Origin of the sequence: Bradyrhizobium sp. 142, from assembly GCF_023074015.1 — a bacterium.
Lineage (GTDB): Bacteria > Pseudomonadota > Alphaproteobacteria > Rhizobiales > Xanthobacteraceae > Bradyrhizobium.
In genome coordinates this window covers 13,980-38,009 of the sequence record NZ_JADPKQ010000269.1, presented here as the reverse complement: position 1 = coordinate 38,009, position 24,030 = coordinate 13,980, and the positions used below count along the sequence as shown (strand labels likewise).

The following is a 24,030-nucleotide window of genomic DNA, read 5'->3' as shown; positions in this document are numbered from 1 at the left end:
CTTACGATGCAAATCGCAGCGCCTAACGCATCAAAAAATCGGCGTCGTCACACAACACATTCCTGCATCGCAAAAATCACGCGTGCAATGCCACAATATCGCTGCGATCACTTAACACGATCTGCCGCGAAGGTCACAATCTTCACGGTCGCGACGAGTATCCTGCGCTTCAAGGATTGCGTCTGCTCCTGGAAGCAATCTCAATTGACATGTAGAGGTTAAATGGCTGTAGCAACGTACGGTTCCGATGATGTCGAGCCAGTCGCGTCAGCGCGTGGCGCCGTTCTGCATCGCCCGTTTCAGGTCTTCATCATTGCGGCCGACTTCCTGCTGATCCTGCTTTGCTATGCCGCGGCTTCCCTGTTCTATAGCGGCATTGTCGGTTCCAGTGCTGACGGTGCGTCGATTGGTGCAGGACTGATCGTAGGCGCAGTGTTTGTTGCGATCGCCTATTTCCATGGAGTGTACGCGACACATCGCTTGCTGAATCTCGTCTGGCAGTTGCGGAAAACTGTCATCATTTGGCTCGCGTCACTGACGATTCTTGCCGTCGCGGCGTTTCTACTGAAGTCGACGGACAATCTCTCCCGCGGCACCATCATCGTCTTTGCCGCTGTCGGAGGCCTCGGACTGGTCAGTCTCCGCTTCGCTTGGCAGCTTACACTCGGCACGAGTTTTGCGAAGGGGCGATTGGTGGATCGCAAGGTTGTGCTGCTCAGCTTAAAGCCGCTTGATTTCACCGCAACCCGGTTCAAGGACCTGCGCAGGAACGGGTTCGATGTCGTGCGCCACTTCGTGCTTGGCAGCGATAACGGCGACAGCGCTTGGGAGAAGCAGATTCGCGACGTCATCCGGCAGTCCGGCACGGCTGACGTCGACGAGTACCTGCTTGCAGTCGACTGGAATGAGCTCCCGATGTTGCCCAAACTTGGGCAACATCTACGCGCGGTGCCCCAACCGATTCGCGTGCTACCAGATAATTCGATCGCCGATCTCGTCTCGCGCCCGTTCTTGCCGGTCAGCGGCACGGTGGCGATCGAAATCCAGCGACCTCCGCTTACCGTGTTCGAGCGCCTGCAAAAGCGCTGTCTCGACGTAGGGGTAGCCTTGTTGGCGCTCGTCATACTTGTACCACTGCTTCTGACAGTGGCCGTTCTGATCAAGCTCGGGTCGCCAGGAGCTGCCATCTTCCGCCAGTCGCGCCGAGGGTTCAACGGCAAGCCCTTCAAGATCTGGAAATTTCGGACTATGACTGTCTGCGAAAACGGGCGGACGATTACCCAGGCCACCAAGCGGGATGCTCGGGTCACCAAGATCGGGCGTTTCCTTCGAATGACAAGCATCGATGAATTGCCACAGCTTTGGAACGTGTTGCGCGGCGACATGTCCTTGGTCGGGCCGCGCCCGCATGCGCTCGCCCATGACAATTACTATGACGAGATCATCAGCAACTACGTATACCGCCATCACATGAAGCCTGGCCTCACAGGCTGGGCTCAGGTCAATGGCTTCCGTGGCGAAACGCCGACCATCGACCTGATGGAAAAGCGAGTGGAATATGACGTCTGGTATGTGAGGAACTGGAGCATTTGGCTCGACCTCAAAATAATGGCGCGGACCGCATCCACTGTGCTGTTCCAGAAGGAGGCCTATTAGCGCCTGCATGAAGCGTATGGAGAAGCAACCAGGATCGTCCGCAGTCTTGCGTTAACCTCGCATTAACTCTTTGCGCCGCCGTCCTAAGTCTCATGTCCCCGCGCCCTCTTCCAAAGTCGCATGATTGCATCACGTAGTGCGATCAGCGGAGAGGCGAGGACAAAAAAGGCTCCCATTGCAAGTGATACGAAGGCATGGCGAAGGGAGGATGGTTCGTCGTGATCGAACCGGTCTTGATGCTTGTCGATCGGCACCGGCGCAAGAGTCTTTCCCGACGCGTCGGGTCGAGAGCGTGACTTGCGGGCAGGAACCACAATCAGCACGAACAGAACGTTGAGCAGCAGCCACACGCTCAATATGATAAGTATCGTAAGCATCAGTCTTACCGAAAAAGCAGGATTGAGCGAGGGTAAAGAATTCCTGGGAGCCTCGGAAGGAAAGGGGACATCGCGGATTAGGGATCGGCCGGCTCGTTCCGGCGCTCTGGAACGAAGCGGTCACGAGACCTTTTATGTGAGTTGCGCCACGGCTACCTTTATCAGTTCGGGCAAAAGTCGGTTACGGCAACAATCGTCGTTTGTGGATTCCGGGCAACTACGGCCTGCGACTAACGCGACGAGTCATGCCTTTGGGCGGAAGCGCTTGGCCGCACGGAGCCGCTCGCTTGGGGCGCTCAGGCCTCAAGGCGGAGCACAATATCGTCAGAAACAGCCGACGAACGATGTCGGCGCAACAGCTCTGGGGCCCTCGACACGCACGCATTCAGGCCCGCATGGTCACGGTGGAAGCATTCGCTCGAGACGAATTGATTGATTGCGCCTGCGATCGAACCAGCGGCTGCATAATTGCAGTGCAAGGAACGAGCCAATTTTGTTGGTGCGGCGCCACAATGTCGCTGTTTTTGGCAAGCAACCTTCCTTCGCAGCCCGCGCGAATCCAAGCTTGGATGGCATCAGTTTGATGCAGGCCACTCGCGTTGTTCTCGCCCTTTTCGCCCAAAATTCGTTGTGTTTGTTCGCTTTTGGGTTCGTGCGGCTATCGCCGTTGAAGTGAAGGGATTCGAGATGCCTGCAACTACGTACGGCTCAGATAATCTTCGCGTATCGACGTCGAACCGCGGCAGCCCACTGCAGAGACCGTTTCAGCTTTTCATCATCGCGGGTGACTTCCTGCTCATCCTGCTGAGCTGCAGGGCTGCGAGCGCGCTCTATCGCCAGTTCATGAACTTGCCGATCGATCCGGATGCTTGGATCGGTGCTGGAGTCATAGTCGGCATTGTGTTCATCGTGGCCGCTTATTTTCAGAGCGCCTATGATAGCCACAGATTGTCGAATACGCTCTGGCAAACTCGCAAGCTCCTCGGCGCCTGGCTGTTCGCGCTCGCGACGCTCGCCGTCCTCGCCTTCCTGCTGAAGTCGGCGTCCGACCTATCCCGCGGGACAATCATCCTGTTCGCAGTGTTGGGAGCGGTCGCGCTCATCACGCATCGCGTGATCTGGCGCTACTGCCTGTCGTCGGCCTTCGCCAAGGAGCGGTTGCTCGACCGCAAGGTCATCCTGCTCAGCCTAGCGCCGCTGGATTTCACCTCCAACCGCTTCAAGGATCTTCGCAAGCACGGTTTCGATGTCGTGCGTCATTTCGTGCTCAACGCGGAAATGGACCAGGACGACAAGGTCTGGAATCAGCAGATCTCGGATGTGATCCGGCAATCGCGCGCCGCCAACGTTGACGAGTACCTGGTGGCAATCGACTGGAACGAGCTGCCGATGCTGCGGAAGCTTAGCCAGCATCTGCGGATGGTTCCGCAGCCGATTCGCCTTTTGCCGGATTTGCCGATCGCGGATCTAGTTTCGCGGCCGTTTCTGCCGGTCGGCGGAACGGTTGCTATTGAGTTTCAGAGGCCACCCCTGACGCTCCTCGAACGGCTTCTGAAGCGCAGTCTCGACGTTGGCTTTGCGTCCTTCGCCCTTCTGATGCTGGCGCCGCTCATCATCACGGCCGCGATCCTGATAAAATTGGATACGCCGGGTCCGATCGTCCTTCGGCAGTCGCGTCGCGGCTTCAAAGGCAAGCCGTTCGAGATATGGAAGTTCCGCAGCGTGCGCGTGACCGAGAACGGCTTCGCGATCACGCAGGCCACGAGGCACGACTCGCGGGTCACTCGAGTCGGACGCTTCTTGCGCAAGACCAGCATTGACGAGCTGCCCCAGCTCTGGAACGTGCTGCGAGGCGAGATGTCCCTGGTCGGACCGCGCCCGCACGCGCTGGCCCACGACAGCTACTACGACCAGCTAATCAGCAAATACGCCTGCCGCCAACACATGAAACCCGGCCTGACCAGCTGGGCCCAGGTCAACGGCTGGCGGGGCGAGACGCCCACTATCGATCTGATGGAGAAGCACGTCGAGTGCGACGTCTGGTATGCGAGAAATTGGAGCATCTGGCTCGACATCCGGATTATTTTTCGGACCGCAGCAGCGCTGATGTATCAGGAAGTCTAGGAGTCCGTCCCAGATAGGGATTGCGATGGGCATTTGATGCAGGCTCTCCGGCTCGGGTTGCGGTTGCGAGGGTGAACAGCTTCAGTAGGTTGTGGGCGGTGCAGATCATGGGGCCCACCCACCACACTGCGCACCGCGCTCAACCGCGCAGTGCCGCAAGGAACGAGGCATCGATCGATCCAATAGCGTCTTCCAGGAAAGCCTTCCCGAGATTTGATGCCCGCCGATAAGCCGACACGAGTGCCCATTTCGACTCATGCCGGCGGGTCAAGATAAGCTGAACGTCGTTGCGTACCAGGTCCTTGACGTCTGGAATAGCAAGCGCATCGAAGCGGCTCGCGATGTCGATCCGCACTGGCATCAACCGCGTGTCGTTTGGCGCAATAAAGTACGCCATCTTTAGCGCCTCAACCACGACTGGGTCGTGCGGGTCGCGCTGGGCTCGAAGCAGCGCCAGCGCCAACCAGAGTTCAGGATTGTAAGGCGAGATTGATAGTGTCCGGCTGACTCTGTCGACGGCATCGGCGTGCCCCGTCGATCGTACGGTCGCCGGCTTTTGCTGGCCTGACTGGATCGCCTGCAGCGCGGCGATCAAGGCATGATTGCTCTCCAGCTCCGATCTGAAAGGAGAGAGTGCTGTCAGCAACGAGGGCACGTCACCAGTCCAGCGCGAGCTGATCCTGGATGCATCGGCAGGAAATGTCGCGCGCTCCAACGCCGTCGCCTCCGCTATAGCCGAGACGATGGCGTGGGATCCGATGATCAGCGCCAACGCAGTCAGAAGAATGCGAAATTTGCTCGAGGAGGTCATTTCTGATCGACTAAGTTACTGTAAAGACAATCTTATGGCGCGGGCAGGCTGCCCCTAGCGGTTGGCGCCGCTGGTCCGACCCGCAGATTGTGCAAGCCCAAGTCCGACCATCACCGACACGATGGTTTGGATCGTGCGGCTTGAGAGGCTTGTATCGAGGAAGCTCTCGCAAAGTACAACCAGAACGCCGGCTGCGGCCGCGGCCGCAAAGAAGAAATCGCGCCCTCGCCGAACGGCGCCGCGAAAAGTGACGAAGAAGAGCTGGGCGGCGAAGCATGCCAGGATCACAATCGCAAACCGTCCTGACTCAATAGCCACCAAGATCGCGGTGGAAGGAGGTACCGCCGAGGCGGCGGCGCCAAACTCCTGATAGGCTGTCGAAGTCAGCCCAAATGTCCCGACGCCGTTTCCCAATATCGGTGCATCAAAGAGCAGGTGTTTTGCCGGTGCAACCACTTCAGCAGGGAGCCTTACGAAACCGAGGAGATCCAAACCAGCGGATCGAGAGTGCGGCACCGCCATGAGGCCGGCGACTGCTGCAAGGACTGAAAACAAAATTGCCGATGGCCAGGAGCGAAATCCCAAATGGCGAACAGCGGCGATGAAAACGAGGACAGTGAGCCCCCAGCCAGTGACCGCCAACAAGGCGCCTCGTTCCAGGGCCGACATTGCGGCAAATGCCGCGGCCATTCCGAATAGTCCGGAAAGAACCCCGATCCACAACTGAGTCGAGGCCGGGTTGCGGATGTCCTGTTGGTGCAGGTGGCGTTCGAGTGCCCTGGCAACGAGCGCGCCATTTGCCAAAACTGCCAAAGCGGCTGCTGCGGGAAACGGGCTCGTAGCCGTGCCTGTTTCGGGAATCGTTCCGCCGAACAAATCAAGTCGGCCGAGCAGGACTTCGACCGACATGAAAGTCGTTACCACGCACAATACGATCAGGATCGTGTCGGCCCTTTGGCGATCCTTGGCGATGATGACGGTCGACACCAGCAGCGCCATGTCGACCAGATAATGAAACAGACTCTGCAACGTCGCACCGGGATCAACGCTGATGCGGCCCGGTAGCGATGGCTGGTTCAATGCGATCGAAGTCGCGGACCAGATGGGGTTTGCGAGCAAAAAAGTAGGCACCGGAACAAGTTGCAAAGCCATCCAGATGACCGGAATCAGGAAAACCGGCAAAAATTGCTTCAGCGATTGCGCGGCAGATGTGCCGGATTCCGGTCCTCTTACCGCAATGGCCAACATCGCGGCAGTAACAAGCGCAACCACGTGCCATGCAAAGATGCCGTTTGCGTTTGCCAAGATCGGAGTCGCAGCCAATAATGCGATTAGAACGCAATGAGCAATCGATAAACCGTGAGACTTTGAAGCGGAAAGTGAGTTCATCGTGACAAAGGCCGGACGTTGCTGGCTAACGCACAGCGGAGCATGCGACGGCAACGCCGTCTTGCTGACTGCGATGATTGTTGACAGTGTGAATCATCGCCAGTCGGCGGCACGCCAATCTGGCCAAACGCAGTCAGTTTGCAGGGATTGATCGGCATGAAAGTTCTGTCGTCGGCGGAATTATCGAGCGTGGCAGTTGCGCTGCAAGTAACCTAGAGCCGTAGCCAGTCCTGCGATCGGCACCGCTCCACGGATAGCAGTTGGCGGAGCCCCGATTTCGACCGAAAGCTCGTTTGCGTTCTGCCAGTCAATGGTAGCAAGCTTCGCAGCGTCGGCGGGCAGTAGCAATGCCAAGCCGCCCTGGATCACAGATGCTTGGAACTCTGTACGCTTTTCTCCTGCTATCAACGTCACGTTCGGTCGCGTCGCGCGGGACAGTGGTTCGAGAACGATGAACACAACTTCGATACCGTCCTGCCCGCATTGCAGGTTCAGGCCTGCAAGGCGCGTATCCGACTTGGCGCTATCGACGACATGCATCACTGAGATGGCATCGGCGCCGCCGTCAGGATTTTTGCTCTTCACCAATCGCCATCCGCCCTCCAGCTGTGTCGATTGGCTACCGGACTGGACCTGCCTGAAGGCCTCTTCGTCACAACGTCGACGCTGCTCGGCGCTAACGCCCGACGCGCAATTCAAAACGCCCGGACGCGGCGGCTCCGCTCGGCTGGAGCGATCGGTTAGGACCAAGAGACCAACGCAGAGCACGATTACCCACATGGGTATAAACGCAGACGTAAGCCCCGCTAGAGCCAAATTCTTCATGTCGTACTCGACGGTCGGATCAAAAACATAGTTCATTGCACCGTAGAACTTTGTCGCCGCTGAGCGGAACTGCCAGACAAGGGCATTCGGCTCCATGCCGTGAACGGGGCACCTGCGAACGAGTGGCTCGCACGCCCGCACGCGGCATTGGCTGATTTAAGACGGGCCCGATGCCGTGGTCGCGCCCGCTCTGTTGCGCGAAGACGAATAAATCCGCATCGAATCCGTCTTCTTGATCAGGTTTGTCGCTCAAGCCCGGCGGGGCCGATCCGATCTGGTCAGTCCGCATCCAATCCGGCCGCTGTAGAACACCCTCCACGTCCAGATGAAGCCTTTATGTCAATCGACGTAACCATACCTCTTGTAGTACCGATTGCGATAGTAGGCTCCGCCGTACGTATCGTAGCGGCTCATCACCGACACGTTCACTTTGTTAAGAACCGTACCGAGCAAGCGGTCGCGCACAATCGGCGTTTCACTTAGCACCCGCTCGACGATATCGACTTTCGACCTCGCCCATTCGATGACGAGTATATAGGAATTGGCCAGCCCTCCAGTCGCCCGAACATCGACGACCGGCGCCAGCGGGCTAAGATCGAGAACGATTCGATCATAGTGTTGGCGCAGCTGTTGGAACAGGTGCTCCATTTGCGGGGACGCCAGCAGATCGCTCGAATTCGAGAAGCGCGATGTAACGGCACAAGGAAGAAAATGCAGGTTTGTCTGCGGATCGATCCAGACCACATCCTTCCAGTCGGCTTGGCCCACGACGATATGGATCAAGCCAACCTGCGCAGCCGGCGTAAGTCTTGCGGTGAGGCTCGGATTGCGAATATCGCCGTCGATCAGCAGTGTGCGGCAGCCACTTTGGGCAAGCGTCTGTGCCAGCGCTTCGCTGATGGTTGACTTGCCCTCGTTGGGAAGGGCGGAGGTAATTCCCATAACCTTGTTGGACGCTGAACCGTAATTTGCAAGATCGCTGGCCAGCTTGATTGATCGAAATCCCTCTGCGAAGCGCGAAAACGGGGCATTGATCACGTATCGCCCGACGCTCTCCTCAGTCGAAAGCAGACGGTCGCGATGCGGCCGCGGCTGGCCAGAACCCGGTGCCGATCCCTGGAGTGGCAACATCGCGCCGGGTCCGCCATAACCCGGCGGCGCCTGCTGCGGTGTGGGCTTGCCGCGTTTGCCGAACCGCCAGGCCGCTTTGCCGGGCTGTGTAGAAGTGGCGTTGACGGCACCTTGCTCTATGGCCGGAATTGAAGCGAGACAGCTTGTGTGCACGAACTGTTCGACTTGAGAAGCGGTTCGGAAGACGCGATCCATCATGTCGAGCAGGACTGCGACGATGCCCGCAAGAATCGATCCGCCCACGAACGCTGCAAGCAGGATGAGTGTCGTCTTCGGCGAGGTCTTGTTGGGAAGATTCGACGCAGCCTGGGTGATCACCCTCGCTTCGGTAATGGGAAACGACTGCTGCTGAACCGAGACCATGTACAACTGCAGGAAGTTGTCAGACAACGCGCGGGCGCTCTGCGCGTTGCTTTCCAGATCCCTCAGGATGATTTGCGCTTGGCCGGTATTGTTCGACACCGCGATGGTATCATTCAAGCTCTTCTGGCTTGACTCTTCGCGTGACTTGGCGATTTCAAGGTCGCTTTTGTACACCTCCGCCGTACGTCGCAGTTCGTCAATAATCGAGCGTCGAATTTCGCGCATCTGGTTGCGCAAATTGACAACGGCCAGATGGGCCGATCCATACCGGTTCGACCAATCCGCCTGCTTGGCCGCGTACTCGAGATAGGTCTGGCGCAATTTGGTGATCACCGGGTTGGCCATCGTCTCGCTCACGGTCGCCAAGTCATTCAAAATGACCTTTGAATCCTCGTTGTCCGCATTCAATATCGCTGTGATGCGTTCGAGCTTGGCCTGTGCCTCGGCACGCTGGCTACGAGCAGTTGTCAGCGAAGTGTTGATTTCGGCGAGTTGCTGCTCGGTGAGCAGTCGCCCGCCTGCGTCGATGATATTGTTTTTGGCCTTGAAGTCGGCGACGGTCCGTTCGGCGGTGGACGCCTGCGACCGCAGTTCCTTCAATCGATCCTGCAGCCAGACCGCCGCGCGCCTAGAGGCCTGATATTTCGACTCGAGCGAGTCCACGATATAGTCGTCGGCGACCGCGTTGGCGATCTGCGCGGCCTGCTCCTGCGATAACGCCTGAAAGGAGATCTCAATAACATAGCTCACGCCGACCCGCTTGATGCTGAGGCCGTTTGCAAAGCGCGCGAGAGCTCCGCGCAGCAGTTGTTCTTGCGTGGGAGGCTTCGATTCGGAAAATAGTCCGGAAATCGTGTTGCTGATGGTGCTGAGCACTCCGGCACCGTCGCTCATAAACTCTGACGACTCCACAAGCTTCAGGTCCTTGATGACCTTGGAAGCGATCGCTTCGGACTTGAGGAGTTCGACCTGACTATCAACCATCGCCGAGTCGATCGGGTTGTCGGTGCCGGTTGTCTGCGCTTGCGTCTGCAGGCCCTGCATTTTGCGGCTATCGATCATCAGGATAGCGGTTCCGGTATATCGTTTTGGTGCCGTGAACACGTAGACTCCGGCAAGACAGATGCACAGGAGCAGCGTGAAGATCATCACGGGATACTGCCGGCTGACCAGCGCAAGCGCAGAAGAGATCGTCTGCTCCAGCGACGGGGCCTCGGCCGCAGTGGATTCGATCTCACGAGATGTGATTTTGGTTTGAAGCATCCGACTCGCCTACGTGAACGTGTTGTAGATTGCAACGCGTGGCAGCAGGCTCGTCTTGCCGCCGCACTGAATCCGTGAACGTGTAAAGTGCCGCATCCAACGGCCTGACGTCAGCAAGAGTTCGACGCAGCGGATACAGTGGTCGAGGTCCCAGCGGTCGAAAGTTGACCGACGCCGCCGACACTATTGGTGGAGCAGCCAGTCAGATTGTTTGAGCAATTGGGGGCTAAGGGATTCTCGGCAATGCCGCCGGGCGCCACTGCCTGTTCCGATCGCCGCAAAATCGTCACAATGTGCATCTCCGCCAACCCGCCCAGGACCGCGACTTTGAGGATGAAGACAATTTGCACCGCTTTAGAAGGTCATCGTTCGCCGATCCGCTGGATAGGGATCTATCAGCATCCCTGCCAGCAGATGGAACAACGCGGACGAACCAACAAATTCTGCAATGCAATATCGGCCTGAGTGTGGCCGATGGGCGAGCAGGTGGATCGAAAACCGCAATGGGCAAGAACGCATTCTCAGCCTTCCGATCGAGCGCGAACGACAGGACAGCGAGGGAGCCTGTTTTCGGAGCATTCGTGGCGATGGCCAGCATCGGTTACGAAGCTCCTTGGTGAATTGAATTCGTCCGGATGCTCGAAAAATCAAGCGGTCGACATCTCAATCAAAATCCTTGCTGGAGGACTCCTGTTTCCATTCCGCAAGCGAGCTTGCCAGGTCGTAATCGAATCTGAACCCGCTTGCGACCAGCCGCTTCGGCAAAATATTGGTAGAAAACCACAACTTTCTGATCCGGTCGCGATTTATGCCGCTCTTGATGCCGACAGCGTGCAGTATCTCGAATGGAAGTACCGCGAGATTCATCAGCCATATCGGAATGGTTATCGTTGGCTTGGCGTAATCGGCGGCTTGAGAGAAGGCAGAGCAAATCTCGCTGATGGTGTAACGGTGCTCGTAGCAGAAATTGTAGATCGAAAGACTGTCGTTGCGGAGCGCCATGAACAACATAGACGAGACCAGATCCTTCACGTAGCCGCACGACTTGATCGTGTCGGTTCGGCCGGGATAGATGAAGGCCCGCCTCTCGAGAAGCCTCGACAATCGCGTGAAATTGCCCCGCTCGTAGCGTCCGTAAATCACGGCGGGGCGAACGATCGTGAGCCGCCTGTCCGGGGCCTCCGACTGCCACAGGCGATGGATCGCTTCGGCCGAGAATTTGGAGCGTCCATAGGCGCTGACCGGGGCCGGCGTCGCATCCTCGTCGAGCGGGGCTTCGGTCGGGCCGTAGATAGATATCGAGCTGGTGAAGATGACATTCCGGCTGCCCGTCTCCCTCGCAAATCGGCAGACGTTCACCGCGCCGAGCACGTTTGTATAGTAATAGTCACCCTCCGGGTGACCCGGAGTGACGTGGATCGCAGCCAGGTTGAAGATGTCGGCAGGCATTCCGCCCCCGAGCTTCGGATCGATCGGCTCACGAACGTCATGATGGACATATTCGACGCCATCGACCTGCGCCCTCGGCTTGCCGATATCGACCGAGACGATCCGGTTATAGCTCCTGGAACCGACCAAACGCGTCATCAGATGTGTACCGATGAAGCCTGCGCCTCCGAATACGATAGCCTGAGTAGGATTGGACATGTGCTCGAGGTCAACGTGAGTGAGGATGCTGAATCAAGTGCGAAGAATTTCGGTCCGGGCGTAATCGACTGAGCGAAGAAGATCGATGAGTTGGACTACGTGCTGTTGCAAGAGCTGTGCCTGCAAAGAGCACGACCGCTTGACGTGCCGAGCGTTTGCTGGATGTCGAAAGCTTCCCGCTGCTGCACATAAGCGGACAATCGGGACAGCAGTTGGTTGGCCATCCGTTGATCATGCGGCGATAACATGATTGTGACCCGTAGTGCGTGTGACGTTCTCGAGATCATCGGTTCTGCCAGAGTCATCGACAATGCCACGATGCCTGGCAGCATGAGGTGGACAAGGAGCGAGTCCGCGAGAAGGTCGCATATTGCTCGTAACAGTTGTGGACTGCATTCCAGCCAGGACCGCTCGTCTGCATCGGCGAGCTCAATAGAGTTCGCGATACTCAAATTGAAAGCTGGTTGACCCAGCCGCGACCCCCAGCGTCCTCTGCAGCTTCTGGTAGCCTGCGAGCGGAACAACGATGCAATCGGAACTGCCGGCATAGCAAACCTGAACCCGGATCGATTCGCCGCAAATGTTTTGAACCAGAACAATTTGGTCGATGATCTTAGGATTCATAGTTTGCGGATGCGTCAACGGATTGACCGATATGCAAAGCTTCCCGTCCGGCGTCTTGTGATTTGGAGCGTAAGTGCCTTCCATGGGCCGGATTGAACTCGAAGGCCGAGTTGAAATGCCGGAGCCGCCATACATCGGTGGAGATGTGCGGCCGTAGCCCGAAAGTTGTGCATCGGCCGTCGTTGCGAGGAGCGATGAAACGACCGCCACGCATATCGCCACGAAACCATCTGAGCTCGTCGATTGGTCGTCACACATCTTCACTACACATCTTCACTGCTCGTTCTGCATGGATAGCGTTGCAGTTGCGGCAACAGAATGACAAACAAATTGTTCCATCGATCGCGCCAGATCGAAATGTGCCTCTTCCTTGTGATGGAAAGCCCATGCTAGAGAGTGCACTCTTCGTAGACAGAGTGTCTGGTCATTGAACATCTGATACTGTGTCGGCAGTCATACTGTGTCGGCAGTCATATGATGAGTATCCTCAACGCGAGTATTCTCGGCGTCCAATGCTGAAGCAGACAACAAGACACACTGTGGTGCGGGGCGCTAAACTGGCGAACCTACCGAGCCTTTCCGTGATCATTCCGAATCACAACTACGCCGCTTACGTGGGATCGGCGATCCGCAGCGCACTGGATATACGATGGCCGAAAGTCGAAGTGATCGTCGTTGATGACGGTTCGACGGACAATTCGCTTGACGTCATCAACGAATTTGCAGACGAGGTCGCGATCATCAGTCAGGCGAACGCCGGGCAGATGCCGTCTTGTGTGAACGGCTTTCGCAGATCCTTCGGCGACGTCATCATATTTCTCGACTCGGACGATGCCCTGCATCCCGATGTGATGACGGAGATTGCATCCGTCTGGTCGGAGGTCGCGAGCAAATATCAGTTTCAGATGCGCGTTATCGACGCAAAGGGGCAGCCGACTGGAAATGTCCTGCCGCAGTTCTTCTCCCGTCCGGCCTCGGAGGACATCGGCAGATGGATGGCGACGACCGGTGCCTATCCGACGCCGCCGGGGTCGGGAAATGCCTACCCGAGATGGTTTGTCGAGCGTGTTTTCGGCTTTGAATCCGACTTTGTCGACCGGGCGCCGGACAGTTATTTGCTGGCGGCCGCTCCCGCGTGTGGCCATATCGTGACGATCACAAAGCCCTTGGCAGACTATCGCGTGCACGGCCTCAATCACGGGGCCTTCCTTCAACTGGACGATACCCGCTTTGCGAGAGAGATCGACCTCACGCGGCGGCGCTACAAATTCTTTACCGAGATCGCGAGCAACGAGAAACTACCGGTGGCGTCCGATGCGCTCAACAGAAATGTCATATTTCTTTGTTTGCGGACCGCGTCGTTCAAGCTGCGGCCAGATCTCCATCCACTCGCCCAGGACAGCTCATTGCGTATCGCTGCCGATGCGCTTCGGGCCGTTGCGACTCCGCAAGGGTTCTCGATATCCCAGCGCATATCGTTGCTGGGCTGGATTTTGTGCGTACTGATCAGTCCGCGGCACTTTCGACGTGCCCTGGTGAGTTTGCGATACGTGCCTGCCCAGCGGCCGAAATGGTTGCGCGCTTTGCTCGGTCTATTCCGCGTCATTCGATGATCGGGGCAGGGCTGGACTGCATCCGTTGGACCGAAGCTGGACGGCGGATCGACCTCAGGCCAGCGCTTGGCGGCTGCGACCATACGCACAGCATTGCCATCATGATCAGAAATGGAGCCATGGCGAGGTTGCCGCCGCCGAGCTGATAACAAGCCAGCATCGTCAATGCGAGCATCGAGTTGTCTTTCCTGAATATCGAGAGGAGGAGATAAAACAGAAAAACTATAAGCCCGATAATTCCATAATCTGCGACGAGCTTGAGAACGGGATTTCCGCTGCCGCCAAAATAGGCAGGCGACCGCTCCAATCCGCCGGGCCCCGAGCCGATAAGCACTCTGTCGGTCTGAAAGAGATAGTTCCAGGTCTGTAGTTGTGCCACGTAGCGTGCATAGCCGCTCGACTTGGTTGAACTGAATTCGTCCAATCTATTAACGATAGGATCGAAGGGTTCCGGCGCAACGAGGTAGGCAGTTCCGATTATCAAGACAGCCGTCGCTCCAATGGCGATAACGCGCAGCGATTTGAGCGGAGCAATCAAGGGATAGACGCCGAGGGACACGGCGAGCACCAAAAGGCCCGATCCGGATCGAGTCAGGACGTATGAGATGGCGTACAGCGGAAGATAGCTAAATCGCCGCAATAGGAAGACATCGACGATTACACCTATAGCGAGCAATTGGGATAGTGCTCCGGGCTCCATCGGGAAAAACCCGTTCGCGCGTCGATTCAAGGACCCATAAAATTCGACCGCATTTTGGTTGTACGCAGACTCAACGAGGACCGGGTCAAGCGCCGGGATTGCATCCTTGAATGAGAAGATGCGTATGCCGCCGAACTGGAGGACAATCTGAACGATGGCCAGAACGGCGCACAAGCGAACATAGAACAGGAAAGTGGGAAGGACAGCCTCGTTCGAGAATCTTGTTGAGGGTCCGAATAGGAAGATCGAATTCGTGACAAGAACCATCGCAAGCGACGCCGGGCTGGTCTCCACACCGCGATCAGGGGATTCGGCTGCAGCGACTGCGCTGACGAGAAACCAGATGACGACAAGTCCGAACGCGAGAGTCTGCGGCCCGCGAAGGCGTACAAGACCAACCCACCATCCCCACGCCACGAGCGCAAAGAATCCGAACAACGAAAAGAAGATCTGTCCGGTTCCTACGAGGAGTCCGAAGCGCTGCATGCAAATGCACAGAATGAAGGCGATATGCGCGAAAATGACGCTGTTGCTCTCGTCACTTGACGCTGCTGCAGCGCGCTTGTTAGACGAGCTTCTGGCTGGGAATGTATCGAGGCTCACCATGTTCGGACTCGTCGATTCCTGTTTCTTGGCGCCTCGGTTGGTAGTGTCCGCTTGGGCGGCGCAGGACAACAATCGCGATCGACCTTGGTCTCGCTCGTGAGGCTGTTAACCCTCTATACTAGAGCCGGTAGCAACTTCCACATGGAACACGACACGAGCGCAAGATTTAACCCTTACGTTCATGGCGCCAGAGGTCTGTTTTGCCTCATGGTATTCGTCTATCACGTTGTTCATTCCGGACTCCCGACGTTCGAGTTGTTTGCCAGGGGGCTGTTTGGAGAAGCGCTGCAGACCGGAAAGTTCGGTGTCGAGTTTTTTTTCGGCATCAGCGGAATCGTCATTCTGCCAAGCCTGTATCGAGCATCCTCGGTCGTGACCTTTATCCTTGACCGCTATGCGAGGATTCTTCCGGTCCTCTGGGCGACGGTTATCGCGATTGCGATGTTCGGCTGGGTTTCAGGAAAGGGTCAAAGTCTGCTGCTGGTGGGCGCAAATCTGTTGGCGCCGCCTCCATTTATTGACGTCATTCAAATCAATCCTGCTGCGTGGTCGCTCGGATACGAATTCCTGTTCTATGGCGTATGCGCCGTCGTCTTCCTGATCAGCCGTTTCAGTCGGCCGCTGGCGTTTGCACTGGCCGCCGGTTCGCTGATCTTCGTCGTGTACTACCCCCGTGCGCTCCTGATGATAGGCGGCGTGCTTGTCGCGGAGAAATATCTATCGTCGACGTTATTGCAATCCCTGGCGAAATACCCGGCTATCTTCTTCGTGCTGTTCTTGACTGTCTGGAGAGGCCTCGAGCTTGTCAGCGCAGCGGATTACGTGGGCTTTGTGACGCCGGCGCACCTCTCATTCCATGACTGGATCTCCGCATTTCCATTTATCGTTCTTGGCGGCCTCTTTGGGACCATTTTCTTGCTGGGCATGTCCCGCGGAAACGGTCCGTTCGGAAGAATGCTCAGTTGGCCGGTCATGCAGTGGTTGGGTACGATCAGCTTCAGTTTTTATCTCTGGCCGCCGCTCGTCATGGCCGGGGTCAAGCTAATCATGTATCGAACGGGTATGGTCGATGCGTTGGGCCACGGGTCGCAACTGGTGTTCTTCCTGGTCTCGCTTCCGCCGTCGCTTGTCGTTGCAAAGGTCAGCCATCGGTTCCTTGAAGTAAAGGCGACGGGACAGATTCGAAAACGGATTGACAGGATCTCTAAGGTGAAGCCGGCAGTCCGGCCGATCATGGAGGACGCGACAGCGAAGGAGGGAACCTGATCGGGGGAGCAGTCAAATGTTCTTGAGTGGTCGACAAATCATCGCCTCAAAACGATCGCAAGTTGAACATCTGCTCGGGAAAAAGCAGCAGGGCCGTGTGCTTGAGCGTGCCGGCTCGCGACGTGGCAGCGTCACCGTTGCCATCGTCTTTGCGCATTGGACCGGCACAGCGTCCCCGCCGGAGCCAACAGCCGAACCGAAAGGATCTCGATGATGATCGCAGTCGCGCGCAGGCAAGTCCTTTGTGTTGCCTCGATAGTTCTTGCGCTCGGATCAGCAGCGCCGGCCTGGAGCGCCGGCTGGGAGCTGGTGTTTTCGGATGAGTTCAACGGCGACAAGCTTGATCGAACCAAATGGGCGACCCGGTACATCTACAACAACGAAACGCTGGACCGGTTCAACGACGAAAAGCAGCGCTACCGCGACAACCACGTGGTGTCCGGAGGTGTCCTGAGCCTGACTGCAAAAAAAAATGAGTCGTCGGACACGTTCGATTCCGCGATGATCAGAAGCCACCAGACATTCTATTACGGCTACTATGAGGCTCGGGTCTTTCTTCCGAATGCGCGGGGATCGTGGCCGGCATTCTGGCTCGAAGCCGATTACGACATCGATGGAAAATTTTGGCATCCACCGGAGATCGACATCTTCGAGTACGTCATCAACGGCGTGGAAGACAAGCCGAACATGCTGCACTCGAACGCCATGAGCAAGGACAAGTGGACGCCGCAGTCCTACACCTACGTGGACAACTCGTTCGTACTCAGGTTTCAGGACATGGTCAGCAAGGAGGACCTGAACAAGGATTGGCATATTGCCGGTTTCGTTTGGGCGCCTGACCGCATTTCGTTCTTCTGGGACGGCCGCCTCATCTATACGCGCACCTACCAGTGGCTCAGGAAGGACGACCAACTGGGGCCGCCGGCGCACATCGATCTTAATTACGCTGTCGGCGGAGCGGCTTGGGCAGGCCGGCACGGGGTCGATGACGCGGCTTTCCCGCAGACGTTCAAGATCGACTACGTTCGTGTGTGCCAGTTCACGACGTCCGAGCGGGGAAGCCGCAAATGTGGTCCGAGCGATGTGACACCCGATCCGAATGATTTTGGATATACGGCAGCGCTCAACGATATGCCGAAGCCAACTTTCCTCAACGTCACGAAGGCGGTAGCGGATAAGAAACCGAATGCAGGGGTATTGTCGCTGACCACGACCGATCCGCTCAAGATCGAAGTTCCGATCAAGATTCCGGATGACTATCCGACAAATCGAACGCTTCACGTATACGTCTTCGACGAAACGACCGGCGCCATCGTCGCATCGGCGAAGAAGCCGCTGCAACCGGTCTCTCGCAAGGAAGGGGAAGGTGGCGCCAGTGTGATCGAATTTGCGCTGCCGGCCGTGCCGCGCGAGGGAAACTACCTGCTGGGCAGCAAACTGACCGCTGACGTTGCCGGCGAGGTTGGCCCCAAAGAAGTCCCCGTTGCCTGCGACACTACGCTGATCCAACCAAAAAAAGCCCGATCTTGCCGTCTATTGTCGCTGCATGTGGGACGCTGATCGGGAAGGGTGGATCCGGCGCAAGTACAACTCGTCGTGATCTGGATCAAGCCGAGTAGCGCTGGTTCGGATCGGCAAGCTGTCCGATGTCGGTCTGAGTTTTGCTTTGGCTGTGGCAGGTGAGCCCCCTTCGTGCGGGCTTACCTGCCACAGTCGGTGTCTTGCAAAGGTGTAATCGTCCATGAACTCCAAGGTTCGGGCCGTCAGGCAAATCCTCCGTGGTGCGTTGCGCGGCAGCCCGAGCCGGCTCTGCGATCATCGCACGTGGCGAAGCGAACATCCGCACACCTGGCTGACTGCAGTCGAAGAAGAGGTGCTAGCGCGGAGGGCGCCGGTTCGATTCGGCAGCCGCGACGCAGGGTTCGGTGAAAGCGTTGACAACAGAATGCCTGAGCTGGGCGTTCTCAGCCTGAATAATGCCCGCATTCTCGGTCCCGACGGTTGGCTCGTGACAGAAGATGGATCGCTGCTCTACGAGAGCACCTGGTACGGATCTTCTTTCTCGCGCCATCCAAGATCAATTGCCTACGGGACACCGCTGCCGCTGAGTGGCACCTGTCTAGCGCTGGCGAGTGATTTCGGCGGAGGGAACTATGGGCACTTTCTCCTCGATTGCCTGGGACGCCTGGCGCTTTTCCAGAACAGTGGCCTATCGCTCGATGATGTGGATTATATCTATTTGCCCAAACCGACGTCCGAAACAGCAGCCAAACTCGTTCGCCGGCTCGGAATTCCAATGCACAAGTGCGTGTGGGCAGGCCAGGACGATATCCAGGCCGATCTCGTGATCGGCACTTCGTTTCCGGGCTTGCGGCGGAACTATGCGCCGTGGCTCACTGAGTTCTTCCGCTCACAGGTAGCCAAGTCGCCGCTTCGTCACGACAGGCGCGTATACGTTCCGCGCAAAGGGCAAAGGAAGGTCGCCAACGAAGCCGAGCTGATGCCTGCGCTGAAAAAGTTCGGCTTCCAGGTCTACGACTTTGCTGATGTCGAGGATGAAGCGACGTTTTTCTCGGAATGCTCGATTGTCGTTGGCCCACATGGTGCAGGCCTGACAAATCTCGCATTCTGCTCACCCGGGACAAGGGTCCTCGAGCTGATACCCTCAGACCACGTGCATCCCTACTACTACACGATCGCAACATCCGCGGGCGCGGAATATTCTTACATTGTGGGACCCAGCAAGGGAACGCGCCCGCAGGGCGCGTTTGGACCCAGTCCATTCGATTTCGAGGTTGCGCCTGACATCTTCGAGCGCGCGCTGGAAACCATCTGTCAATGAATGAGCGTTGAAAATGGTCGCTGCTGGTGCGCATGCGGGGCTTCCTTTGTCGAAAAATTCAATCGCCATCGGAGCTGCCTGGATCGGCGTGAGCCGGCTGGTAGTCGCCAGTCTCGGCTTCCTGAACACGCTCATATTGGCGAGAATGCTCACGCCGGAAGATTTCGGCCTGGTTGCCGTCGCGACGGCCATCATTGCTATCCTGACGTCGATGACCGAACTGTCCCTGACATCGGCGCTCATTCACCACAAGGATCCAACTGAAGACCAATTCCACGCCGCGTGGACGTTGAGCATGGCTCGCGCTTGCTTGCTCGCACTCCTGCTGTCGTTGCTCGCTTATCCGGTGTCGTTGTCCTACGGCGATGGCCGTTTGGTTCCGATCCTGTTGGTCCTGAGCTGCTCGATTGCGATATCCGGTCTTCGGAATCCGATGCTCGCAATGATGCAGCGTCAACTCGTCTTTTGGCAGGAATTCGTGACGAGCATCAGCCGGGCGCTCGCAACCATTCTGGTCTCCTCCGGGATCGCCATTTGCTTCAAGAGCTATTGGGCACTGATCGCCGGGGCCGTCGCCGCCAATCTCGTCGACGTCGTCGCCTCCTATTTGATCCGGCCGTTCCGGCCAAGATTCCGGATAAAGGGCAGTCGCTCCCTGTGGTCGTTCTCTGTGTGGCTATCACTCGGACAGGCCGTCAGCACGCTGAACTGGCGTTTCGACCAGATCATCATCGGATATTTCCTCGGGAAATCCGCCCTGGGCGGATATGTGCTGGGCAGCGACCTGGCCGCCACGCCGACAAGAGAAGCCACAAACCCGCTCGCAGGAACGCTGTTTCCCGCGTTCGTTAAGCTGAGGGACGACAAAGCCGCCCTGCAGCGAGCTTATCTGTCGGCGCAATCAATCCTGTGTGCGATCGCCTTTCCGGCGGGGTTCGGCTTCGCGCTGATCGCCGATCAGTTCGTGCCGCTTGCTCTGGGTAAGGCCTGGGCAGGCGCGACGATCGTGATCCAGCTTCTCGGTGGCGCAATTGCGTTGCATACGCTCAGCGGGACCGTCCAGCCCCTTGGTCTGGCCCTTGGGCAGACCCGCAGATTATTTCATCGCGACGTTGCGATCCTGATCGTAAGGCTGCCTGTCATCGTTGCCGGCTTGTGGGTAGGAGGAATACTTGGCCTGCTTGTCGCTCGCGTGGCGATTACACTCGGCGGTGTCGTATACAACATGGTCCTCGTCCGCGAACTGATCGACACTTCTGTCTCCCGGCAATTTCTCGTGAATCTGAGGACCGTTCTGTCCACCTGCACGATGATCATTGCCGGTCTTCTGACGAATTGGGCTTTCGTCACATTTTTTGGCCATGAGTCTCACGTCTATGCTCGATTGATCGCTGTAGTTCTCGTGAGCGCTCTTGCCTATGTCGGGTCACTGTTTGGAGTCTGGCGAGCGGCAGGCTCGCCGACTGGGCCCGAGCTTGAGATCCTGCGAATCCTCGTCGCAATCGCCAATAGGTTTGGGAAATTGGGAAAATCGTCAATGACAACCGTGCAGCCGGGTGAGCAATTATGAATGAAAGGTCGAAGCGCCGCGTAGCGCTGATTACGGGTATCACCGGTCAAGACGGTGCCTATCTCGCCGAGTATCTGCTCGGCCTGGGCTACACCGTCCACGGCATCAAGCGGCGATCGTCCTCATTCAACACCGCCCGTGTCGATCATCTCTATCAGGATCCGCATGCCGGCAATGTGCCGTTCCTCATGCATTACGGCGACATGACGGATTCAACGAATCTGATCCGCCTGATGCAGCAGATCCGGCCGACCGAGGTCTACAATCTGGCCGCGCAGAGCCACGTCGCGGTCAGTTTCGAGAGCCCGGAATACACCGCGAACGCGGATGCGATCGGAACGCTGCGGTTGTTGGAAGCGATCCGGATTCTCGGCATGGAGAAGGAGACGCGGTTTTACCAGGCGTCCACCTCCGAGCTCTACGGCCTCGTGCAGGAAGTGCCGCAGAAGGAGACGACGCCATTCTATCCGCGTTCGCCTTACGGCGTCGCAAAATTGTACGGCTACTGGATTACGGTGAACTACCGTGAGGCCTACGGCATGTATGCTTGCAACGGCATCCTGTTCAACCACGAGAGCCCGATCCGCGGCGAAACCTTCGTCACCCGCAAGATCACGCGCGGCGTCGCCCGCATCGAGACGGGCCTCGAAGAAATGCTCTATCTCGGCAATATCGAGGCTAAGCGCGACTGGGGCCATGCCAGGGATTATGTCGAAGGCATGCACATGATCTTGCAGGCCGACGGGCCCGACGATTTCGTGCTAGCAACCGGGGAGACCCGCTCGGTGCGCGAGTTCGTGGAACTCGCCTTTGCCGAAGTCGGCCGCAGTGTCGAATGGCGCGGCAAGGGCGTCGAGGAAACCGGCATCGACAAGAAGTCAGGCAAGATCGTGGTGCGGATCGACCCGACCTATTTCCGTCCCACCGAGGTCGATCTCTTGATCGGCGATCCCAGCAAGGCGCGCGAGAAGCTCGGTTGGAAACCCAGGACCCCGTTCGCGCAACTGGTCAAGGAAATGATGGCGGGCGATTTGCTCGAGGCCAGGCGAGAGGTTGCCAATGGTAAGCACTCCGTTTGAACTGGCCGGTAAGACCGTCTTCGTCGCCGGCCATCGCGGCATGGTTGGCGCCGCGCTGGTGCGGCGGCTGGCAGAGGAAAATGTCGAGCTGCTGACGGTGTCGCGGAGCGAGGTCGACCTGCGCGACCAGGCCGCTGTCGACAAATGGTTCGCTGCAAAGCGTCCGCAGGCAGTGTTCCTTTCTGCCGCCAAAGTCGGCGGCATCGTCGCCAACAACACGCTGCGCGCCGAGTTCCTTTACGATAATCTGGCGATCGCAACCAACGTCATTCACGCCGCGCACGTCAATGGATGCGAGAAGCTGATGTTCTTCGGCTCATCCTGTATCTATCCCAAACTCGCAGCCCAGCCGCTGCGCGAAGAGTCGATGCTGACCGGCCCGCTGGAGCCGACCAACGAGCCTTACGCGATCGCCAAGATTGCGGGCATCAAGATGATCGAGGCGTATCGCAGCCAGTACGGATCGAACTTCATTAGCGTGATGCCGACCAATCTTTACGGTCGCGGCGACAATTATCATCCCGAATACAGCCACGTCGTCGCGGCGTTGATCTGCCGCTTCCACGAGGCCAAGATTTCGGGGGCGAAGAACGTCGAGGTGTGGGGCACCGGCACGCCGCGGCGCGAATTTCTCTTCGTCGACGATCTGGCGGACGCCTGCATCTACCTGATGAAGACCTATTCGAGCGGCGAGCTCGTCAACATCGGCACCGGCGAGGACATCACGATCGCTGAATTCGCTCGCGTGGTCGCGGCGATCGTCGGCTATTCCGGCGAGATCAGCTATGACACCTCGCGCCCCGACGGCACCCCGCGCAAATTGCTCGACGTCAGCCGGTTGGCGAAACTGGGTTGGCGGGCCAAGACCTCACTTGTGGATGGGCTCAAGCTGGCCTATCAGGCGTATCTCAGCGAAAACGCGCAGGCGGCGGAGTAGGGAGCGCTACCGCTTTGTTGTGCGGGCCAACGGTCGCGTGAACGCGCGCCCGTTGTCGGCAGTTGGCGCGATTGCATCGGGGCGATCACTCCGGGGCGAACCAGCAGTTCGGCAGCGCGACGTCGTCTCTGTTTGCGACGTTTCTCCTGTCGAGGTCGTGAGGAAACCTTCTCGCAGGCGTCCGACGAGAAACGCGATCCTTGCGCAAGAACGAGAATTCCATGATCGGGGGGACCTTGAAGTCCCTGTATTCGATCGGTTTGAAGTAATTATTGGGATGGATGTGTACGACGTCGAAGTGCTTGGTGATCTTCTTGAAAACGGCTCCGATGAGTTTGAGACCGATGGGATTGAGAAGCCTGTCCAAGGAATGGAACTCGATAATCATGATCCTGAAGCGGTTCAGGTACTCTGAGCTCGTTTCGATGAGAACCTCGTATTCGCCGCCCTCAATATCCATCTGAAGAATGAGGTCGCCGGTCTGAGGGCCCTTTCTCGACATCCAGTTCTCTAAAGTCATGAACTTGGCGTTGTTTTCGTTCCCGAGGAATTTCTTTTCGAAATCCAGCAGATCATTCTGGATCGCGGGTGCATCCACTGAGAAGTCAGCCAGGAAACACGGTATGCCGCGTCTGGCGAGCCCGAGCTCGAAATCAGAGACGTTGTAAACGCCCGGCGAAAAGCAACCGACGCATCCATCCAGGTCGTCCGGAACCAGATAGCCACCATCAGCCGGTCCGCCCAGTCGAATCAATTTCTTGTCCGTTGCCACAGGGAAGAGGTCCCGGAAGTACTCCCTGAGCTCCTCCTCCTTTGAGGTGCCGGATATCATAAGGTCGTTATCGAGCAGGCGTGACTTCACATAGTCCTTCAACAAACCAATCATGCGGTTGACTCCGAGCTCGCTAACGCATCCGGGTGCCGCTTGCTGCAAGAAGCGGCACTCCGGGTAGGTTCGTTGCCTATGTTCGTTGCGATGAACACATTTGCCTGCCTTAAGACTTCAATAGATTCGATTTTTGTCATGAATATGTGCGGTGCTGTCGGTAATCGGGAGCGTTGCCGACACTGCCTGTGGCTGCTAAGCGGATCTATTCCGTTCTCTGGAATCTGATCTGTTCCGCGCCGGCGAGGGACACCAGGGGACGCGAGAGGATGATTGAGGCAGAAGCCGGCTGAGCGCGAAAGATCGAATCTGATGCCTGAC

General features: G+C 57.6%; 17 protein-coding genes. 9 read left to right on the top strand and 8 right to left on the bottom strand.

Features of this window, described 5'->3' with window-relative positions; all coding sequences use genetic code 11:
* Positions 1-222: 222 nt before the first annotated feature.
* A complete protein-coding gene (locus tag IVA82_RS24055; protein ID WP_247386998.1) occupies positions 223-1,656 on the top strand; it encodes an undecaprenyl-phosphate glucose phosphotransferase in 1,434 nt (477 codons plus the stop codon).
* A gap of 1,064 nt (positions 1,657-2,720) precedes the next feature.
* Positions 2,721-4,157: an undecaprenyl-phosphate glucose phosphotransferase gene (locus tag IVA82_RS24050; protein ID WP_247386997.1), complete on the top strand. Its 1,437-nt coding sequence runs from the start codon at positions 2,721-2,723 to the stop codon at positions 4,155-4,157.
* A gap of 139 nt (positions 4,158-4,296) precedes the next feature.
* Here the strand turns inward: IVA82_RS24050 and IVA82_RS24045 are convergent, their stop codons facing one another.
* From IVA82_RS24045 to IVA82_RS24020, 6 genes are all read right to left on the bottom strand, one after another.
* A complete protein-coding gene (locus tag IVA82_RS24045; protein ID WP_247386996.1) occupies positions 4,297-4,929 on the bottom strand; it encodes a hypothetical protein in 633 nt (210 codons plus the stop codon).
* 93 nt (positions 4,930-5,022) lie between these two features.
* A complete protein-coding gene (locus IVA82_RS24040; protein ID WP_247386995.1) occupies positions 5,023-6,273 on the bottom strand; it encodes a hypothetical protein in 1,251 nt (416 codons plus the stop codon).
* A gap of 264 nt (positions 6,274-6,537) precedes the next feature.
* On the bottom strand, positions 6,538-7,278 hold the full coding sequence (locus IVA82_RS24035) for a hypothetical protein (protein WP_247386994.1): 741 nt from the start codon (positions 7,276-7,278) through the stop codon (positions 6,538-6,540).
* 243 nt (positions 7,279-7,521) lie between these two features.
* Positions 7,522-9,939 (bottom strand): polysaccharide biosynthesis tyrosine autokinase, encoded by a 2,418-nt coding sequence (locus IVA82_RS24030; RefSeq protein ID WP_247386993.1) that lies wholly within the window; start codon positions 9,937-9,939, stop codon positions 7,522-7,524.
* 663 nt (positions 9,940-10,602) lie between these two features.
* Positions 10,603-11,586 carry an NAD-dependent epimerase/dehydratase family protein gene (locus tag IVA82_RS24025; protein WP_256469704.1) on the bottom strand — a complete coding sequence of 328 codons (984 nt, stop codon included), beginning with the start codon at positions 11,584-11,586 and terminating at the stop codon, positions 10,603-10,605.
* A gap of 429 nt (positions 11,587-12,015) precedes the next feature.
* Positions 12,016-12,420, bottom strand: coding sequence for a hypothetical protein (locus IVA82_RS24020; protein ID WP_247386991.1), 405 nt, complete (start codon positions 12,418-12,420; stop codon positions 12,016-12,018).
* 302 nt (positions 12,421-12,722) lie between these two features.
* Here IVA82_RS24020 and IVA82_RS24015 point away from each other — a divergent pair, with 302 nt between their 5' ends.
* A complete protein-coding gene (locus IVA82_RS24015; protein ID WP_247386990.1) occupies positions 12,723-13,823 on the top strand; it encodes a glycosyltransferase family 2 protein in 1,101 nt (366 codons plus the stop codon).
* Here IVA82_RS24015 and IVA82_RS24010 read toward each other — a convergent pair.
* Complete coding sequence (locus IVA82_RS24010; RefSeq protein ID WP_247386989.1) at positions 13,813-15,129, bottom strand: hypothetical protein; 1,317 nt, start codon at positions 15,127-15,129, stop codon at positions 13,813-13,815. The two genes, IVA82_RS24015 and IVA82_RS24010, sit on opposite strands and share 11 nt — an antisense overlap.
* Before the next feature lie 141 nt (positions 15,130-15,270).
* Between IVA82_RS24010 and IVA82_RS24005 the strand changes: the two genes are divergently transcribed.
* From IVA82_RS24005 to IVA82_RS23980, 6 genes are all read left to right on the top strand, one after another.
* On the top strand, positions 15,271-16,395 hold the full coding sequence (locus tag IVA82_RS24005) for an acyltransferase (protein WP_247386988.1): 1,125 nt from the start codon (positions 15,271-15,273) through the stop codon (positions 16,393-16,395).
* A 210-nt stretch (positions 16,396-16,605) separates the two neighbouring features.
* Positions 16,606-17,955, top strand: a complete 1,350-nt coding sequence (locus IVA82_RS24000; RefSeq protein WP_148744790.1) for a glycoside hydrolase family 16 protein — start codon at positions 16,606-16,608, stop codon at positions 17,953-17,955.
* A gap of 181 nt (positions 17,956-18,136) precedes the next feature.
* A complete protein-coding gene (locus IVA82_RS23995; RefSeq protein WP_247386986.1) occupies positions 18,137-19,237 on the top strand; it encodes a glycosyltransferase family 61 protein in 1,101 nt (366 codons plus the stop codon).
* Between the two features lie 13 nt (positions 19,238-19,250).
* Positions 19,251-20,807, top strand: coding sequence for a lipopolysaccharide biosynthesis protein (locus IVA82_RS23990; protein WP_247386985.1), 1,557 nt, complete (start codon positions 19,251-19,253; stop codon positions 20,805-20,807).
* Positions 20,804-21,886, top strand: a complete 1,083-nt coding sequence (gmd, locus tag IVA82_RS23985) for a GDP-mannose 4,6-dehydratase (RefSeq protein WP_247351167.1) — start codon at positions 20,804-20,806, stop codon at positions 21,884-21,886. The genes IVA82_RS23990 and gmd overlap by 4 nt, the downstream gene beginning before the upstream one ends.
* On the top strand, positions 21,867-22,823 hold the full coding sequence (locus IVA82_RS23980) for a GDP-L-fucose synthase (protein WP_276578030.1): 957 nt from the start codon (positions 21,867-21,869) through the stop codon (positions 22,821-22,823). Before gmd ends, IVA82_RS23980 begins: the two co-directional genes overlap by 20 nt.
* Before the next feature lie 85 nt (positions 22,824-22,908).
* Here IVA82_RS23980 and IVA82_RS23975 read toward each other — a convergent pair whose 3' ends face one another.
* Positions 22,909-23,709 carry an FkbM family methyltransferase gene (locus tag IVA82_RS23975; protein ID WP_247386984.1) on the bottom strand — a complete coding sequence of 267 codons (801 nt, stop codon included), beginning with the start codon at positions 23,707-23,709 and terminating at the stop codon, positions 22,909-22,911.
* Positions 23,710-24,030: the final 321 nt, after the last annotated feature.

Excerpts from the sequence above, each read along its gene's own strand:
- IVA82_RS24035 (WP_247386994.1), bottom strand. The coding sequence starts at position 7,278 with ATGGAGCCGAATGCCCTTGTCTGGCAGTTCCGCTCAGCGGCGACAAAG.
- IVA82_RS24025 (WP_256469704.1), bottom strand. The coding sequence starts at position 11,586 with ATGTCCAATCCTACTCAGGCTATCGTATTCGGAGGCGCAGGCTTCATC.
- IVA82_RS24015 (WP_247386990.1), top strand. The coding sequence starts at position 12,723 with ATGCTGAAGCAGACAACAAGACACACTGTGGTGCGGGGCGCTAAACTG.
- gmd (WP_247351167.1), top strand. The coding sequence starts at position 20,804 with ATGAATGAAAGGTCGAAGCGCCGCGTAGCGCTGATTACGGGTATCACC.
- IVA82_RS23995 (WP_247386986.1), top strand. The coding sequence starts at position 18,137 with ATGAACTCCAAGGTTCGGGCCGTCAGGCAAATCCTCCGTGGTGCGTTG.
- IVA82_RS23975 (WP_247386984.1), bottom strand. The coding sequence starts at position 23,709 with ATGATTGGTTTGTTGAAGGACTATGTGAAGTCACGCCTGCTCGATAAC.
- IVA82_RS24055 (WP_247386998.1), top strand. The coding sequence starts at position 223 with ATGGCTGTAGCAACGTACGGTTCCGATGATGTCGAGCCAGTCGCGTCA.
- IVA82_RS24005 (WP_247386988.1), top strand. The coding sequence starts at position 15,271 with ATGGAACACGACACGAGCGCAAGATTTAACCCTTACGTTCATGGCGCC.
- IVA82_RS24000 (WP_148744790.1), top strand. The coding sequence starts at position 16,606 with ATGATGATCGCAGTCGCGCGCAGGCAAGTCCTTTGTGTTGCCTCGATA.
- IVA82_RS23980 (WP_276578030.1), top strand. The coding sequence starts at position 21,867 with ATGGTAAGCACTCCGTTTGAACTGGCCGGTAAGACCGTCTTCGTCGCC.
- IVA82_RS24050 (WP_247386997.1), top strand. The coding sequence starts at position 2,721 with ATGCCTGCAACTACGTACGGCTCAGATAATCTTCGCGTATCGACGTCG.
- IVA82_RS23990 (WP_247386985.1), top strand. The coding sequence starts at position 19,251 with ATGGTCGCTGCTGGTGCGCATGCGGGGCTTCCTTTGTCGAAAAATTCA.
- IVA82_RS24030 (WP_247386993.1), bottom strand. The coding sequence starts at position 9,939 with ATGCTTCAAACCAAAATCACATCTCGTGAGATCGAATCCACTGCGGCC.
- IVA82_RS24010 (WP_247386989.1), bottom strand. The coding sequence starts at position 15,129 with ATGGTGAGCCTCGATACATTCCCAGCCAGAAGCTCGTCTAACAAGCGC.